General features: G+C 60.8%; 16 protein-coding genes. 6 read left to right on the top strand and 10 right to left on the bottom strand.

Translation table 11 applies throughout. From position 1 onward, the window contains the following. The first annotated feature begins 76 nt into the window (after nt 1-76). Entirely contained in the window at nt 77-469 is a 393-nt protein-coding gene (locus AN401_RS02815) for a type IV pilin protein (protein WP_094039143.1), read from the top strand. 149 nt (nt 470-618) lie between these two features. Beyond that, nucleotides 619-1,701, top strand: a complete 1,083-nt coding sequence (locus tag AN401_RS02810; RefSeq protein WP_176442016.1) for a sensor domain-containing diguanylate cyclase — start codon at nt 619-621, stop codon at nt 1,699-1,701. On the opposite strand, the gene ispH is transcribed toward AN401_RS02810, so the two are convergent. The 6 genes from ispH to murJ form a co-directional block, all read right to left on the bottom strand. Further along, nucleotides 1,685-2,629 carry a 4-hydroxy-3-methylbut-2-enyl diphosphate reductase gene (ispH, locus tag AN401_RS02805; protein ID WP_094039144.1) on the bottom strand — a complete coding sequence of 315 codons (945 nt, stop codon included), beginning with the start codon at nt 2,627-2,629 and terminating at the stop codon, nt 1,685-1,687. The two genes, AN401_RS02810 and ispH, sit on opposite strands and share 17 nt — an antisense overlap. 1 nt (nt 2,630) lies before the next feature. Further along, nucleotides 2,631-3,077, bottom strand: coding sequence for an FKBP-type peptidyl-prolyl cis-trans isomerase (fkpB, locus tag AN401_RS02800; RefSeq protein WP_096778484.1), 447 nt, complete (start codon nt 3,075-3,077; stop codon nt 2,631-2,633). Next, complete coding sequence (gene lspA / locus AN401_RS02795; RefSeq protein WP_096778483.1) at nt 3,074-3,562, bottom strand: signal peptidase II; 489 nt, start codon at nt 3,560-3,562, stop codon at nt 3,074-3,076. Before lspA ends, fkpB begins: the two co-directional genes overlap by 4 nt. Then, complete coding sequence (gene ileS, locus AN401_RS02790) at nt 3,562-6,387, bottom strand: isoleucine--tRNA ligase (RefSeq protein WP_096778482.1); 2,826 nt, start codon at nt 6,385-6,387, stop codon at nt 3,562-3,564. Before ileS ends, lspA begins: the two co-directional genes overlap by 1 nt. A gap of 5 nt (nt 6,388-6,392) precedes the next feature. Beyond that, entirely contained in the window at nt 6,393-7,340 is a 948-nt protein-coding gene (gene ribF, locus AN401_RS02785) for a bifunctional riboflavin kinase/FAD synthetase (protein WP_094039148.1), read from the bottom strand. 67 nt (nt 7,341-7,407) lie between these two features. After that, a complete protein-coding gene (gene murJ, locus AN401_RS02780) occupies nt 7,408-8,964 on the bottom strand; it encodes a murein biosynthesis integral membrane protein MurJ (protein ID WP_094039149.1) in 1,557 nt (518 codons plus the stop codon). 197 nt (nt 8,965-9,161) lie between these two features. Here murJ and rpsT point away from each other — a divergent pair, with 197 nt between their 5' ends. Further along, on the top strand, nt 9,162-9,422 hold the full coding sequence (gene rpsT / locus AN401_RS02775; RefSeq protein WP_094039150.1) for a 30S ribosomal protein S20: 261 nt from the start codon (nt 9,162-9,164) through the stop codon (nt 9,420-9,422). Nucleotides 9,423-9,582: 160 nt separating this feature from the next. On the opposite strand, the gene AN401_RS02770 is transcribed toward rpsT, so the two are convergent. From AN401_RS02770 to AN401_RS02760, 3 genes are all read right to left on the bottom strand, one after another. After that, a complete protein-coding gene (locus tag AN401_RS02770) occupies nt 9,583-9,882 on the bottom strand; it encodes an ArsR/SmtB family transcription factor (protein ID WP_094039151.1) in 300 nt (99 codons plus the stop codon). A 28-nt stretch (nt 9,883-9,910) separates the two neighbouring features. Beyond that, nucleotides 9,911-10,855: a transcriptional activator NhaR gene (gene nhaR / locus AN401_RS02765; RefSeq protein WP_094039152.1), complete on the bottom strand. Its 945-nt coding sequence runs from the start codon at nt 10,853-10,855 to the stop codon at nt 9,911-9,913. A 92-nt stretch (nt 10,856-10,947) separates the two neighbouring features. Further along, nucleotides 10,948-11,979, bottom strand: coding sequence for a phage integrase (locus AN401_RS02760; RefSeq protein ID WP_096778481.1), 1,032 nt, complete (start codon nt 11,977-11,979; stop codon nt 10,948-10,950). A gap of 259 nt (nt 11,980-12,238) precedes the next feature. On the opposite strand from AN401_RS02760, the gene AN401_RS02755 reads away from it, so the two are divergent. Together AN401_RS02755 and AN401_RS19635 are read left to right on the top strand one after the other, a co-directional pair. Further along, nucleotides 12,239-12,712 (top strand): ImmA/IrrE family metallo-endopeptidase, encoded by a 474-nt coding sequence (locus tag AN401_RS02755; protein ID WP_096778480.1) that lies wholly within the window; start codon nt 12,239-12,241, stop codon nt 12,710-12,712. Nucleotides 12,713-12,769: 57 nt separating this feature from the next. Beyond that, nucleotides 12,770-13,336: a hypothetical protein gene (locus AN401_RS19635; RefSeq protein WP_157772139.1), complete on the top strand. Its 567-nt coding sequence runs from the start codon at nt 12,770-12,772 to the stop codon at nt 13,334-13,336. A 379-nt stretch (nt 13,337-13,715) separates the two neighbouring features. Here the strand turns inward: AN401_RS19635 and AN401_RS02750 are convergent, their stop codons facing one another. Next, nucleotides 13,716-14,015 (bottom strand): DUF6693 family protein, encoded by a 300-nt coding sequence (locus tag AN401_RS02750; protein WP_096778479.1) that lies wholly within the window; start codon nt 14,013-14,015, stop codon nt 13,716-13,718. Between the two features lie 92 nt (nt 14,016-14,107). On the opposite strand from AN401_RS02750, the gene AN401_RS02745 reads away from it, so the two are divergent. Further along, a complete protein-coding gene (locus tag AN401_RS02745) occupies nt 14,108-15,235 on the top strand; it encodes an ISAs1 family transposase (RefSeq protein ID WP_096780283.1) in 1,128 nt (375 codons plus the stop codon). The last annotated feature ends 36 nt before the right edge of the window (nt 15,236-15,271 follow it).

Here is a 15,271-nt window from a genome sequence, read left to right as displayed (position 1 = left end):
GGCCGCCTGTCCCTGCAAAAGGCGCGGCTTGGGTTAAGCTTTACCCAAAGGCCGGGTTTCGACAAGGAAAGGCGGGATGCACGCAAGGCGAGGATTCACCCTGATAGAGCTGCTGATCACGGTGGCGGTGCTGGCGATCATTGCCGCCATCGCCTATCCGTCCTTCGCCAGCTACCTGATGAAGAGCAAGCGCATCGAAGCGATCCAGACCCTCTACCGCATGCAGCTCCGCCAGGAGGAGTGGCGCATTTCCAACCCCGCCTACACCAGTGCCGCGGAAAACCTGATCAGCCCCACCGAAAACGCCCACTATGGCTTCAGCACCTCGACTTCCGGCGCCGGCTATACCCTTACCGCCACCGCCAAGTCCGGCTCCAGCCAGCAAAACGACAAGGAAGGCGGCACCCCTTGCAATGTACTGACCCTGGATCGCAACAGCAACAAAACGCCCGACGCCTGCTGGCGTTAGCAGGGGCACAAAACAATGGCATTTTGACAGAGCCCGGCTCATACTCTGGGCTACTATCAGCCTCAGGCTGTGCGAACGGGCCGTCAAGAGCCGCATCCACGGGAAGACAAATCGAAACGTTAAGCCACTTCCCGCCAGGAGAGCAATCAATGAAGGGGAACATTATCGGGTCGGAGCAGCAACGGCTGGCGGTCCTGAGTCGCTACCATATCCTCGATACCCCCCCCGAGCCCGCCTTCGACGACATTACACGGCTGGCCGCCCACCTCTGCAACGCCCCGGTGGCGGTGATCAACTTCATCGATGAAGAGCGGCAGTGGTTCAAGTCGGAGATTGGCCTGGGCGTGCGCGAGACCCCGCTGGATATCTCCATCTGTGTTCATGCCCTGCTGGAGCAGGAGCTGCTGGTGGTGCCGGACACCCGCCAGGATCCCCGCTTTGCCAGCAATCCGCTGGTTACCGGCGAACCCTACCTGCGTTTTTATGCCGGCGCCCTGCTCCGCACGCCGGAAGGGCTGCCGCTCGGCACCCTCTGCGTACTGGATTATCTCCCCAGAACCCTGACGGAAGAGCAACTCGCCCTGTTGCAGGCCCTGGCTCGCCAGGTGATGCGCCTGCTGGAGCTGGGTCGCATCAACCGGCAGCAGGCGGAAATGCTCAGCGATCTGGATCAGACCCGGGAAAAACTGGCCGTGCTGGCGGCCACGGATCCCCTCACCGGCCTGGCCAATCGCCGCGCCTTCGGTACCCTGCTGAAACAGTACCACAGCCGGCTCCAGTCCAGGCCGGAGCCGGCCACCCTGCTGATGATCGATATCGATTATTTCAAGCAGCTCAACGACGACTACGGGCACCAGGTGGGGGACGACGCTCTGATCCATTTCGCCCGCATCGCCCGCAGGATGTTCCGGGCCACGGATACCGTGGGGCGCTGGGGAGGTGAGGAATTCCTGGTGCTGCTGCCCCGTACCGATCCGGGCCGAGCCCTGGTGGTGGCGGAACGGCTGAGAACAACCCTGGCCGACACCCCGGTCAATACGCCGGAACCAAGGCCGACCATCACGATCAGCATCGGCCTTATCGGGCTCGACCCGGAACTCGGCCTGGCGGCCATCCTCAAGCAGCTGGATCAGGCCCTGTACCGGGCCAAGGAAGAAGGCAGGAACCGGACCCTGGTGGCGTCGTCGCCCCAGGATCCGGTGAACGGCGCCGGCGTCAGGACACCGATCTGACCTTGAGTTCGGCGGGCACCTCGAACACGATGTTCTCTTCCCGCCCCGGGTGTTCCACCACTGTGCTGCCGCCCAGGGCCTGCAGGTGGGAGATCACCTCCTGTACCAGCACCTCGGGGGCCGAGGCGCCCGCGGTCACGCCGATGCGCGCCGCGCCCTCGAGCCAGGCCGGCTCGACCATCTCCACGCAGTCGATCAGATAGGCGCGGGTGCCCATCTTCTCGGCCAGCTCCCGCAGCCGGTTGGAGTTGGAAGAATTGCGCGAGCCCACCACCAGCAGCAGATCCACCTTGGCGGCCAGCTCCCGCACCGCGTCCTGCCGGTTCTGGGTGGCGTAGCAGATGTCGTCCTTGCGCGGCCCCTCGATGGTGGGAAAGCGCGCGCGCAGGGCGTCGATCACGTCCGAGGTTTCGTCCACGCTCAGGGTGGTCTGGGTCACGAAGGTGAGGTTGTCCGGGTGCTTCACCACCAGGCCCGCCACATCGGCCGGGCTTTCCACCAGGTACATGCCGCCCTCGGCGCTCTCGTACTGGCCCATGGTGCCTTCCACCTCCGGGTGGCCGGCGTGGCCGATAAGGATGGTCTCAATCCCCTTCTTGCTGGCCCGGTGCACCTCCATGTGTACCTTGGTCACCAGCGGGCAGGTGGCGTCGAACACCTTGAGCCCGCGGCGCTTGGCCTCTTCCCGCACCGCCTTGGACACGCCGTGGGCGGAGAAGATGACGATATTGCCGTCCGGCACCTGGTCCAGCTCGTCCACGAACACCGCCCCCGCGTCCTTGAGCTTGTTCACCACATAGCGGTTGTGCACCACCTCGTGGCGCACATAGATGGGCGCGCCGAATTTTTCCAGGGCGCTCTGCACTATGCTGATGGCCCTGTCCACGCCGGCACAGAAGCCGCGGGGGTTGGCGAGTAATATCTCCATGTCAGGCTCCGTTCTGATCCACGGCCAGGATCTCCACCTCGAAGATCACGGTGCGCCCGGCCAGGGGATGGTTGAAATCCACGGTCACCGAGTCGCCGGCCACCCCGCGCACTATGCCGGGGATTTCGGCGCCGTTGGGCTGGGTAAAGGAGAGGATGGCGCCCTCCTCCAGCTCGAGGTCGGCGCCGAAGCGGCTGCGCTCCATATGGTGGATATTGTCCGGGTTGACCGGGCCGAAGGCGTCTTCCGGCGCCAGCTCGAAGCTGGACTTGTCACCCTCGCACAACCCCAGCAGGCAGGCCTCGAAATTGGGGGTCAGGCTGCCGTCGCCCATCTGCAGCCTGGCGGGCTTGCCGTGCAACTGGGTGCTGTCGGCCACCGAGCCGTCTTCCAGCTTGATGGTGAAGTGAAACAGCACCTCGCTGCTCGGACCTATCTGTTTGCTCATTGGGGGCTGTCCTTCCTGAAACTGTCGATGATGATCATGGCGGCGCCGACGAAGATGAAGCTGTCGGCCAGGTTGAAGGCGGGCCAGTGCCAGTTGCCCACATAGAAGTCGAGAAAATCCACCACATGGCCCAGGGCCAGGCGGTCGATCACGTTGCCCACGGCACCGCCGATGATCAAGGCATAGGCCGCCGGCAGCCAGCGGGCGCTCTTGGGCGCCTTGTACATCCAGCGGCTTAGCAGCACGGTCACGGCGCAGGCCAGGCCGGCGAAGAACCAGCGCTGCCAGCCACCCTGATCGGCCAGGAAGCTGAAGGCCGCCCCCGGGTTGTACACGTGCACCAGGTTGAAGAAGGGGGTGATCTGCACCCCCGGGTAGCCGTACTCCAGGTAGGACACGGTCAACCACTTGGTGACCTGATCCAGCACCATGGCGACGATGGCCAGCCACCACCAGCGCAGACCGGTATCGAACAATGGCTTCATCAGGCGAACCGGCGAACTTCGCCGTCCCCGGCCACGTTGGACACACAGCGGCCACAGATGCCCTCATGGCCCTCGTGGCTGCCCACGTCCTCCACATGGTGCCAGCAGCGATCGCACTTGGCGGCGTCGCTCTTGGCCACCCGGACCTTGAGCCCGGCCAGTTCGGTGTCGGTCGCGCCCTCGGCCTCGGCCAGGGGGCGGACCACTGCCCTGGAGGTGAGCATCACGAAGCGCAGCTCGTCCTCCAGCCCCGCCAGCCGGGAGGCCAGGGCCTCGTCGGCGAACAGGGTCACCTCGGCTTCCAGGCCGGCGCCGATCACCTTGTCGTTGCGGGCGTTTTCCAGCGCCTTGTTCACCGCCTGGCGCACCTTGAGCAGCTCGGCCCAGAAGGCGTCGTTCAGCGACTCGCCCTCGGCCAGGCCGAAGAGGCCGTCGTAGAATTCCTGGGTGAACACGAAGCGATCCCGCTCGCCCGGCAGCAATGCCCAGATCTCGTCGGCGGTAAAGCTCATGATCGGTGCCATCCAGCGCACCAGGGCCTCGACGATGTGGTAGAGGGCGGTCTGGCAGGAGCGGCGCGCCAGGCTGTCGGCCTTGGCGGTGTACTGGCGGTCCTTGATCACGTCCAGGTAGAAGGAGCCCATCTCCACCGAGCAGAACTGCATCAGCTTCTGGGTCACCAGGTGGAAGTTGTACTCGTCATAGGCCTTGGTGATGTCCTGCTGGATGGCCCGGGCGCGCCCCACCGCCCAGCGGTCGATCACCACCATGTCTTCCGGCGCCACCATGTCGGTGGCCGGATTGAAGCCGTTCAGGTTGGCCAGCAGGAAGCGGGCGGTGTTGCGGATGCGACGGTAGGCGTCGGCACTGCGCTTGAGGATCTCGTCGGACACCGTCATCTCGCCGGAGTAGTCGGTGCTCGCCACCCACAGCCGCAGTATGTCGGCGCCCAGCTTGTTCATCACTTCCTGGGGGCTGACCACGTTGCCGATGGACTTGGACATCTTGCGGCCCTGGCCGTCCACGGTGAAGCCGTGGGTCAGCACCTGCCGGTAGGGGGCGTGGCCCTTCATGGCGGTGGAGATCATCAGCGACGACATAAACCAGCCCCGGTGCTGATCCGAGCCTTCCAGGTACATGTCGGCGGGGTGGCCCTGGAACTCGGGGCGCACGTCCACCACCGAGGCGTGGGTGGAGCCGGAGTCGAACCAGACGTCCAGGGTGTCCAGCACCTTCTCGTACTGCTCCGCCTCCTCACCCAGCAGCTCGGCGGGATCCAGATCCCACCAGGCCTGGATGCCGGCCTGTTCCACCCGTTTGGCGACCTGCTCCATCAATTCGGTGGCGCGGGGATGCAGGGCCTGGGTGTCCTTGTGCACGAACAGGGCAATGGGTACGCCCCAGGTGCGCTGGCGGGAGATACACCAGTCGGGGCGGTTTTCCACCATGGCCTCGATGCGGTTCTGGCCCCACTCGGGTACCCACTGCACCTTGCGGATCTCTTGCAGCGCCTGGCTGCGCAGCCCGGCCTGCTCCATGCTGATAAACCACTGGGGCGTGGCGCGGAAGATGATGGGGGTCTTGTGGCGCCAGCAGTGCGGATAGGAGTGATTGTAGGCCTCATGGTGCAGCAGGGCGCCGCGCTCCTTGAGCACCTCCACCACGGCGTCGTTGGCCTTGAACACGTGCTGGCCGGCGAACAGTTCGGTGTCGGGCAGGTAGACGCCGTTGCCGCCCACCGGGTTGGCCACTTCCAGGCCGTATTTCTGGCCCACCGCGAAGTCTTCCTGGCCGTGGCCGGGGGCGGTGTGCACGGCGCCGGTGCCCGAGTCGGTGGTGACGTGGTCACCCAGCACCACGGGCACGTCGTAGTCGTAGAAGGGATGACGGAACCGTTTGAGCTCGAGCGCGGCGCCCTGGCAATAGCCCAGGTTGTGGTAATGGGCGATGCCGGCGCGGTCCATCACGTCCTTGACCAGATCGGCGGCCAGGATCAGCCGCTCGGGGTTGTCGCTCTCCACCTGCACCAAGGCATAGTTGAGCTCGGCGTGCAGGGCCACGGCCCGGTTGGCCGGCAGGGTCCAGGGGGTGGTGGTCCAGATCACCACCGATACCGGGCCCTGGCCGACGTGGCCGTCGGCGCAGTCGAAGCTGGCCACGGCGGCCGCCTCGTCCACCGCCCGGAAGCGCACGTCGATGGCCGGCGAGCGCTTGTCCTCGTATTCCACTTCCGCTTCCGCCAGGGCGGAACCGCAGTCGGTGCACCAGTGCACCGGCTTGGAGCCCTTGTGCAGGTGGCCGTTGTCGATGATCTTGGCCAGGGCGCGGATGATGTTGGCTTCGGTGTCGAAGTTCATGGTGAGGTAGGGGTTGTCCCAGTCACCCAGCACGCCCAGACGGATAAAGTCGGTCTTCTGCGCTTCTATCTGCTCCTTGGCGTAGGCCCGGCAGGCCTCGCGGAATTCGGCGGCGGACACCTTAACGCCGGGCTTGCCGACCTTGCCTTCCACCTTCAGTTCGATGGGCAGGCCGTGGCAATCCCAGCCGGGAATGTAGGGGGAGTCGTAGCCCAGCAGCCCCTTGGACTTGACGATGATGTCCTTGAGGATCTTGTTGACCGAGTGACCGATGTGAATGCTGCCGTTGGCGTAGGGAGGACCGTCGTGAAGGATAAAGGGCTTGTTGCCGGCCTTGGCGCGACGAACGGCACCGTACAGGTCCTCTTCGAGCCAGCGCTTGAGCATCTCCGGCTCGCGCTGAGCCAGGTTGCCGCGCATGGGAAACTCCGTTTCGGGCAAATTCAGGGTATTTTTATAGTCGCTCATGAGTCCTACATTCCGTTCGGTTCTGATGGCGCCAGCCCCAGCCAGTGGCGGGCGGCGGCGGCATCGCGTTGAATCTGCTCCTTTAACAGTGCAAAGGATGCGAATTTTTGTTCGTTCCGCAATTTGTGGCGGAGTTCCACTTCCACCTGCCTGCCGTAGATATCGCCGGCAAAGTCGAACAGGTGGACTTCCAACAGGGCGCGGGTGCCGCTGACGGTGGGCTTGTGGCCGATATTGGCCACCCCGGGATAATGCCGACCGCCGAGCAGCAGCTCCACCACATAAACCCCGGACACCGGTATCACCTGGCGCTTGAGCGCCACATTGGCGGTGGGAAAGCCGATGGTCCGCCCCAGCTTGTTGCCATGGGCCACCCGGCCGTGCAGGCTGAAGGGGCGCCCCAGCATCTGGTTGGCGTCATCCAGCCGCCCCGCCGCCAGTGCCTCGCGGATCAGGGTGCTGCTGACCCGCTGGCTGTTCATCCGCCAGCTCTGGGTACTGACCACCTCGAAATCGAAGGCGCGCCCGGCCCGGGTAAGCAGTTCGAAATCCCCGCCCCGGTTGCGGCCGAAGCGGAAATCGTCGCCCACCACCAGAAAGCGCACGCCGAGCCGGTCGACCAACAGGCCGCGGATGAAATCGTCCGGCGACTGGGCGGCGAAGGCGGCGTTGAAGCGCACGCACAGCAGGCGGTCGATGCCGAGCCGCGCCAGTTGCAGGTATTTCTCCCGCAATCGGGTCAGCCGGGGCGGCGCCTCGGCCCCGGCAAACAACTCCTGGGGCTGGGGTTCGAACACCATGACGCAGGACGGCACCCCGAGCCGGCGCGCCTGCTCGGTGAGGCGGCGCAATACCGCCTGGTGCCCCAGATGCACGCCATCGAAGTTGCCGATGGTCAGCACACAGCCGTGATGCCATGGCTTGATGTTGTGAATGCCGCGAATAAGCTCCATAAACCCCGCTGCCGGCCCCTGCAAATCGGCGGATTATAACTCAGGCGGCCTTCAGGATCAGCCCTTGCTACCCGGTTTTGAAGTGCTTAATCCGCACGCCGGCCAAGAGCAGCAGCGCGCCATAACAAAGAGCACCCGCGGCGATGTAGCCGAGCAGGTGCAGGCTGCTGCGGGCCAGGCTCCACTCGACCCAGACCGCCAGCGGCGGCGACAGATACCAGAGCAGCGCCGCCATACCCGAGCCCGCCAGGGCCACCTTGAGGGCGAACAGACCGGTCTGGCGTCCGGGACGATAGACATCAAGCCGGCGCAGGCCCCAGGCCAGCAGGCCGGCGTTGAGCATGCCCGACAGGGCCGTGGCCAGGGCCAGGCCCACATAGCCGAGGGGGAAGATCAGGATGGCGTTGAACACCATGTTGGCCACCATGGCGATGATGCCGAAACGCACCGGGGTACGGGTGTCCTGGCGGGCGTAGTAGCCCGGCGCCAGCACCTTGATCAGCATAAAGGCCTGCAGCCCCAGGCCATAGGCCACCAGGCTCTTGCCCGCCGCCGCCACTTCCGCCATGCCAAACTCACCGCGCATAAACAGCACCCGCAGCATGGGTTCGCTCAGCACAATCAGCCCCAGCATGGCGGGGAAGCCCATCAGCAGCACCATGCGCACTCCCCAGTCCATGGTGGCGGCAAAGCCGTCCCTGGCGTCGTCCACATGCCGGCTGGACAGGGCCGGCAGGATCACGGTGGCGATGGCGATGCCGAACAGCCCGAGGGGGAACTCCAGCAGCCGGTCCGAATAATACAGGTAGCTGATGGAGCCGGTGGCCAGGAAGGAGGCCAGCATGGTGTCGAACAACAGGTTGACCTGGCTCACCGAGACCCCGAACAGGGCCGGGATCATCAGGGTACGGATCTTGACTACGCCGGGGTGATGCCAGGCCCAGCGCGGCCGGACCAGCAGGTGCAATCGGGCCAGGAAGGGAAACTGGAACAGGAACTGGATAAGACCACCGGCAAAGACGCCGATGGCCAGGCCCAGCTCGGGCTGCGCCAGCCTCGGCGACAGCCAGAGCGCCGCCGCGATCAGCGCCACGTTGAGGAACACCGGGGTGAAGGAGGACACCGCGAACTTGCCGAAGGTGTTGAGGATGGCCCCGGCCATGGCGGTGAAACTGATAAACCACAGGTAGGGGAAGGTGATTTTCAGCAGCAGCGAGGCCAGCTCGAACTTGTGTGCCTCGGGCCCGCCCTTGAGCCACTCCATAAACCAGCCGGCGCCGAACAGGGCGGTAACCACCCCGGAGCCGATCATGCCCGCCAGGGTCACCCCGGTCACGATCAACCCCAGTGTGCCGGACACCGCCGCCAGCAGATCCTGGGTGTCCTTGAAGCTGCGGGTCTGCTTGTATTCGGTCATCACCGGCACGAAGGCCTGGTTGAAGGCGCCCTCGGCGAACAGGCGGCGCAGAAAATTGGGAATGCGGTTGGCGAAGAAGAACACATCGGCCGCCGCTCCGGCCCCCATCAGGTTGGCGATCACCACGTCGCGGACCAGGCCAAGCACCCGGGAAACCAGGGTCATGGCGGACACGACGATGCCCGATCGCAAAAGCGCCTTGCTCAAAATGAAAACCTCACGGTAAGAAAATTGCTGAATGCAGGGGAATGCTGCTAGAATCCGGGCGACAGTTTAACCCCCTGCCCTGTGCCTTGCCACAGGGCGGTGTTTATTTGCACAAATCAATTGACAATCAGCGGTGAAAAAGGCATATTCCTCGGCCTTTTAAGAACACTCGCTAAGACAGTTTTAGGAGTTTTACCTTGGCTAATATTAAATCTGCTAAGAAACGCGCGATTCAAGCAGAGAAACGCCGTAAGCACAACGCCAGCCGCCGCTCCATGGTGCGCACCTACGTCAAGAAAGTAGTTGCCGCCATCGCTACCGGTGACAAGGCCAACGCTCAGCAAGCCTTCAACGCTGCTCAGCCGCTGCTGGACCGCATGGCCACCAAAGGCCTGATCCACAAGAACAAGGCTGCTCGCCACAAGAGCCGCCTGAACGCCCAGATCAAGGCCCTGTAATACGGCTTTATCCTGGCGTTAAAAAAACCGGCCTGGCGCCGGTTTTTTATTGCCTGCTCAACGGCGGGGCGTGAGACGTGAGCATAGCCCCCGTCATCTGCTTTGTCCTAATTTTCAGGCACAGTCCGGGCTCACTCCACTTTCCCTAACTCCTCCCCCCTCACTCTTCACGACAGTAAAGCCGGTGCAGCAGGGCGATCACTTCCCGCACCTCTTCGCTCTTTAGGGAATAAAACACCGTCTGGGCCTCCTTGCGGGTCTGCACCAGATCGTCGTTGCGCAGTATCGCCAGGTGCTGGGACAGGGCGGACTGGCTCAGGCCCAGATGCTGGTTCATCTCGCCGACCGACAGTTCCTGGTCGAGCAGGTGGCACAAAATAAACAGCCGCCGCTCGTTGGCCAGGGCCTTGAGCAGCTTCACCGCCTGGCCGGCGTTGGCTTCCATCTCTTCGATATTCAATGCCGTCATGGTGTTCACATTCCGGTTCTCAACTCAGTTCACTGTCAAAGGTGGCGGGTGGCGTCACCGCGGAAAAATCGTCCAGCCCGGAAAACAGCGAGGTAAAATCGCTTTCGCACAGCCGCTTCACCGCCGGATGCTGGATCATGCGCTCGGCGAAAATGACATAATACTCTTCCTTCAGCTCTTCCACCCGGCCAATCTCCACCACCGGCTGGTATTGCAGTATGGCGTCCCGGTAGATGGCCGGCGCCACGAAGATGCCCTGGTTGAAAAAGCCGAAGGCCTTCATCAGGGCGGCATCGTCGAACTCGCCCAGGATCTGGGGCTTGAGCCCCTGCACCTCCAGCCAGTGGCGTAGCTGCCGCCCCATGGCCGTGCGCCTGCCCGGGATCAGCAACCGCCGCTCTTCCAGGCAGGCGGGAAAGGGCCGGGTAGGCAGGGGCTCGCGGCAGTAAAAGCCGATGTCACACTCCCCCAGCTTCTTGGACAGCAGACCGGCGTGCTGGGCCGAATCCACCGGGCAGTCGGACAGTATCATGTCCAGTTTGTGCTGGCTCAGTTGCTCCAGCAGCATCTCGTGGGTGGACTCGTAGCAGCGCAGGTGGATGGAGCCGTCGTTGGGGATCACCGACAGCAGCACCCGGCTGGCCAGGCGTTTGGACAGGGCATCGGCGATGCCCACCTCGAACACCAGGTGATCTTCCTTGCGGTAGTTGACGATATCCAGCATCTCATAGGACAGGCTGAACATCCGGTCGGCATACTGGAACACCAGTTGCCCCAGCTCGCTCGCCTCCAGTTGACGCCCCTTGCGCTTGAACAGCTTGCCCCCCAGGCGCTGTTCCAGCTGGCGGATCTGACCGGTGACCGTTTGCGGCGTCAGGAACAACGCCTCGGCGGCCTTGGTCACCGAGCCCTTCTTCTGGGTCATCCAGAAATAATACAGGTGGTTGTAATTCAGGTGTGACAAGTACTGCTGCCTCCAGTCCCTACGCGGGTTTGTGCGACATGTCGCGCCATAGATTGCCACCTTCCGCTAAATCTGTCGCCATTTTGTCGCCACTATCGCCGCTTCAATGGATTGAGTTCGACAGCGGTTTCAAAGTGATCCGGGGAGAAGTGGGCATACTTCATCGTGTCCTTGATGTTAGCGTGTCCGAGGATTCGTTGCAGCACCAGAATGTTGCCGCCATTCATCATGAAGTGACTGGCGAAGGTGTGCCGCAGTACGTGGGTGCCCTGCCCCTCGGGTAGCTCGATGCAAGCCAGCTCCAGAAGCTTGCCGAACTCATGGTAACACGGGGTGAACAGACGCCCAGCGCGTTTTGGCAGCCGCGCGTAAAGGGAGGGTTCGATTGGAATGGTACGGTTCTTTCTGCCTTTGGTGCGCTGGTAGGTCACCTTGTTCGGGATCACCTGGGAGCCGGTCAGCCCTTCGGCCTCCCGCCAGCGAGCCCCGGTAGCCAGGCACAACTCGACCACCAGGCCCAGTTCGGTGTTGCCGTACTCGGCACAGGCCTGCAGTAAGCGATCGATCTCATCGCTGACCAGAAACCGGACCTCCGATTCATGCAACGGCAGAGCACGCACCCCGTCAAGCGGGTTTTCGCCGCTCCACTCCCCCAGTCTGGCAAGTTCGTTGAACACAGCCTTAAGGAAAGCCTGCTCCTGATTGATGGTGCTGGGCTTTATGGCCAACTTGTTCTTGTGGTAGCCGTTCTGTATCAGGCCGGCCAGCCGGCGCTGGCGGTAGTGGGCCCAATCCTTGGCGGTGATGTCGGCTGCCACCGGATCGCCCATGCCGGCCACAATAATCTGCAGCTTGGCAAAGCGGGCCTCGCTTTTGGCCAGGTTGCGGCCATGAAGTTGCTGCCACAACGCCACCAGCTCAGAAAGCCGGCGCCGATCCAGCTTGCTGCCTTCCCAGGGTTTGCTCTCCGATTCACTGAGCACCCAACGCTCGAAGTTAAGCGCCTCGCCCTTGGTGGCGAACTGCTTGCGCACCCGGGGCACCTTGGGCCGGGCCTTGGTAGGCCGCCCCTCCGGGTACACCTCCACCAGCCATTTTCCTGAACTCAGCTTTCGAACCGCCATCGTACGCCACCACGTCAAATACTGTATACTTATACAGACATGGCACGCCATGAGCTACATTTAAAGTGTGTGCCGGTAAACACACATAGCGTGTCATAAGGTGACAATTAACACACTTTGTGTAGAATAAGCCGCCCCATTTGCAGATATGCAAATCAGATCAGGGGTGCTATGTTGAGGATGACGCAGCGGAGGCGTCACCCTGTTGTAACCATACTGAGGCAGCTTTTACCTGCCGGGTTCAGAAAAGGAGGGTGTGATGGAAGAAGCTCTTGCCAAGCGTATACTTGACGCCCACTGGGACAAGTTACTGCCGGTTCGTCCGGCCGACATCGCCCGCGCGCTGGGCATGCAGATTGATGTGCTGGATGGTCCTGAACTGAGCGGAGAAGCCGAGATCCGTGATGGCCAACAAGTCATCAAGTTCAACCGTAACGAAAGCACCAATCGCCAGCGCTTTACCATGGCGCACGAAATTGGCCATCACGTTCTGGGCCACGTCACCCCCTTTTCCCCTGCGCGCCGGGACAATGCGGGCTCGTTCTCCAGCGGCAACCATGACTGGCAGGAAGTGCAGGCCAACCGCTTTGCGGCCGCCCTGCTCATGCCCAAGCTGGCCGTCGAGACCCTGGTGTATCGTGAAGGCATCACCAACATATCGCGCCTGGCCGAAATTCTGCGCGTGTCAGAGGCTGCCATGTACTACCGCCTTAAGAACCTTGGCATGCTGTAAGCTTGCAACTACGTGCGCAGGCCCATACATTAACCCTCTGGCAACAGAGGGTTTTTTATGTCGAACGGAAATGAACCAGTCAAATTTGATGATTTGGCAGATGATGATCTGCCCAGTGAAAAGCTGAATGACGCTCAGGAAGTGCTTAGCTGGAAAAGCTTTGATGCAAAGTCCATGGCATGGCTGCGCATTATTTCAATGGGAGTAGCCATTTTTCTGGCAATTTTATTTTTGTTGGCTGGCTTGTGGTATACGCATATCACCATCAATAGCGTGATCAATCATACTCCCCAGGAAAAGCCAGCTGTAGTTATAGCTAAACCAGCAGAAGAACAAAAAACTGAACCCTCAGATCAGGTCAAGAATAGCACTGCAAGCAGCGAGACCGCGAAAGCAAGCGCCACAGAAAAAGAGAACTGGGACAAAACACTCATATCCTCAGGTTCCATTATCACACTCATTGCCTTTGTGATGGGTGTGGGCCTGACGCTGATCCTTGCTGTGGTAAAGCTGTCAATTGCAGCCAACAAGCCAAATGAACCGGCATCAGAGTATGTGGGAATGGCAGGTCCCTTTAGCGAGCTGATTACACAGTTTGCAAACTGGCTAAAAAGAAAAGGGTAGAGAGCACCTCACATCAACTTAATTAAGGCGCTAAATATGAGAGAAAACACGTTACTGCAACTGCTAAAGGGATTCACTCCCTATGATCTAATGAATCAATTTAAGAGAGAGGGTATCCCAGAGCCAAAATGTACTATGTGCGGCCATGACACACTGAATTTTCTTGGAAATCAAAGACAGCTTTTTTTCTTTAGCTTGAGTACCGTGCTAACTGATGGGCAGCATGATGGTGATTTTGGGGTTGCCATAGCAGTTTGTAAAAAGTGTTCTCATGTGCATTTCTATAGTGCAGAGGCTATTGCCGATAACATAGAAGTTTAGAATGCTGTCAGGAAGCAATGATTAGGTATAAAAGGCGGCTCTGGCCGCCTTCATGCTCTTACGCCGCCACCGTTTTGGTGTTGTTCAGCGCGTAGTTCCAGACCTTGTAGAAGTAGAAAAAGTAACCGATGCCCAGGGTCAGAATGGAGATGATGATCCAGAGAATCACATGCCCCACACTGCCGAAGATATCCACATCACACTTCAGCTTTCGCTCGGCTCCGGCATCATCCACTATCGCCGAGCGATTGAGGATGAACTTTGAAAATGAATAGGGGAAGAAGAAAAACGCAATCCCCAGGGTGATGACGCCCCAGGGCCGACGCATGATCATTTTTCGCCCAACCTGATCAAGCATCGATCGGTCCAGCGGCAAGGTTGCTCATTTTGATTGTGTCTTACGCTGCAAGAGAGTACATAGTGGAGATCTTGACCAACCCTTGTTCTGTGATGGCCCAGAAACCCTTGCTTGATTATCTCGAAACACTCCCTGATCCGCGTCTGCAAGCAAAATGCTCCCATGTCCTGTCAGAAGTCGTGTTCATGGCCACTTGCGCCATGATGTGCGGATTCGACACCTGGAGTGAGATCACCCTGTTTGCCAAAGAACGGGAGCAATGGTTTCGGCGATGGTTGTCTCTGCCGGGGGGCGTTCCCTCGCACGATACCTTCAACCGCGTCTTTGCCATCCTGCCGCCCGATAGCCTGAAATCCATTTTCCAAGAATGGGTTAGCGATATCTTGGACAACGACACCTTATCAGGGCAGCTCGCCATTGATGGCAAGGCGCTACGTGCCACGGCCAAAGGCAAGGGGGCCAACCCCGTGCACATGGTTAATGCCTGGTCAACCGAACTGGGCATGTGCATCGGGCAGCAAAAAGTTGACCAGAAATCGAACGAGATAACGGCCATACCGGCCCTGCTCAAGTTGCTTGAACTCGAGGGCTGCCTGGTCAGTATCGATGCGGCTGGCACTCAAATGAACACGGTTGACACCATCCTCAAGAAATCGGCCGATTACCTGCTGGCGGTGAAAGATAATCAACCTACGCTCAGTGCCGAGGTCCAGGCCAGGTTCCAAGCCTACTGGGACAGTACAACGACCGATACTCCGGGCCCTGGCTTCAGCGAGCAGTTCGACGCACAACACGGCCGGAAAGAGCATCGGCGGTGTTGGACTCTTGCAGTCGATGAGCACCTGCCGATTTGCCAGACGTGGAAAGCCAAGACCATCATCGCAGTGCAAGCCGAACGGGTTAACAAAGGGAAAGGCCATGATTTTGTTCGCTTTTATATAAGTAGTCGAACGTTGGATGCCAACCTGGCCCTGAAGGCAACCCGCTTGCACTGGTCGGTGGAAAATCTGCTGCACTGGACACTGGACATCGCCTTTGACGAAGATAGGCTACAAGCCAGGGTGGGCCATGCGGGCGAAAACCTGGCTGTCATCAGGCAATGGATCCTGAACATGTTGAAACGCAATACGTCACGTACCCTGAGCATGGCGAATAAGCGGAAGCTGTGCTGCCTGAATGACGATTACTTGCTCGAATCCATGGGTCTGTTCAAATTATGAACTCTGGTGCGTCAGCCCTGGATGACGCCCAGCACC

The organism is Zobellella denitrificans (genome assembly GCF_002407485.1).
Classification (GTDB): domain Bacteria; phylum Pseudomonadota; class Gammaproteobacteria; order Enterobacterales; family Aeromonadaceae; genus Oceanimonas; species Oceanimonas denitrificans.
Note: the sequence above shows the minus strand (reverse complement) of the source record. Positions and strands in the feature narration are given on the sequence as shown.

Excerpts from the sequence above, each read along its gene's own strand:
- AN401_RS02810 (WP_176442016.1), top strand. The coding sequence starts at position 619 with ATGAAGGGGAACATTATCGGGTCGGAGCAGCAACGGCTGGCGGTCCTG.
- fkpB (WP_096778484.1), bottom strand. The coding sequence starts at position 3,077 with ATGAGCAAACAGATAGGTCCGAGCAGCGAGGTGCTGTTTCACTTCACC.
- AN401_RS02760 (WP_096778481.1), bottom strand. The coding sequence starts at position 11,979 with ATGGCGGTTCGAAAGCTGAGTTCAGGAAAATGGCTGGTGGAGGTGTAC.
- ribF (WP_094039148.1), bottom strand. The coding sequence starts at position 7,340 with ATGGAGCTTATTCGCGGCATTCACAACATCAAGCCATGGCATCACGGC.
- AN401_RS02815 (WP_094039143.1), top strand. The coding sequence starts at position 77 with ATGCACGCAAGGCGAGGATTCACCCTGATAGAGCTGCTGATCACGGTG.
- lspA (WP_096778483.1), bottom strand. The coding sequence starts at position 3,562 with ATGAAGCCATTGTTCGATACCGGTCTGCGCTGGTGGTGGCTGGCCATC.
- ispH (WP_094039144.1), bottom strand. The coding sequence starts at position 2,629 with ATGGAGATATTACTCGCCAACCCCCGCGGCTTCTGTGCCGGCGTGGAC.
- ileS (WP_096778482.1), bottom strand. The coding sequence starts at position 6,387 with ATGAGCGACTATAAAAATACCCTGAATTTGCCCGAAACGGAGTTTCCC.
- AN401_RS02755 (WP_096778480.1), top strand. The coding sequence starts at position 12,239 with ATGGAAGAAGCTCTTGCCAAGCGTATACTTGACGCCCACTGGGACAAG.
- AN401_RS02745 (WP_096780283.1), top strand. The coding sequence starts at position 14,108 with ATGGCCCAGAAACCCTTGCTTGATTATCTCGAAACACTCCCTGATCCG.
- AN401_RS19635 (WP_157772139.1), top strand. The coding sequence starts at position 12,770 with ATGTCGAACGGAAATGAACCAGTCAAATTTGATGATTTGGCAGATGAT.
- AN401_RS02750 (WP_096778479.1), bottom strand. The coding sequence starts at position 14,015 with ATGCTTGATCAGGTTGGGCGAAAAATGATCATGCGTCGGCCCTGGGGC.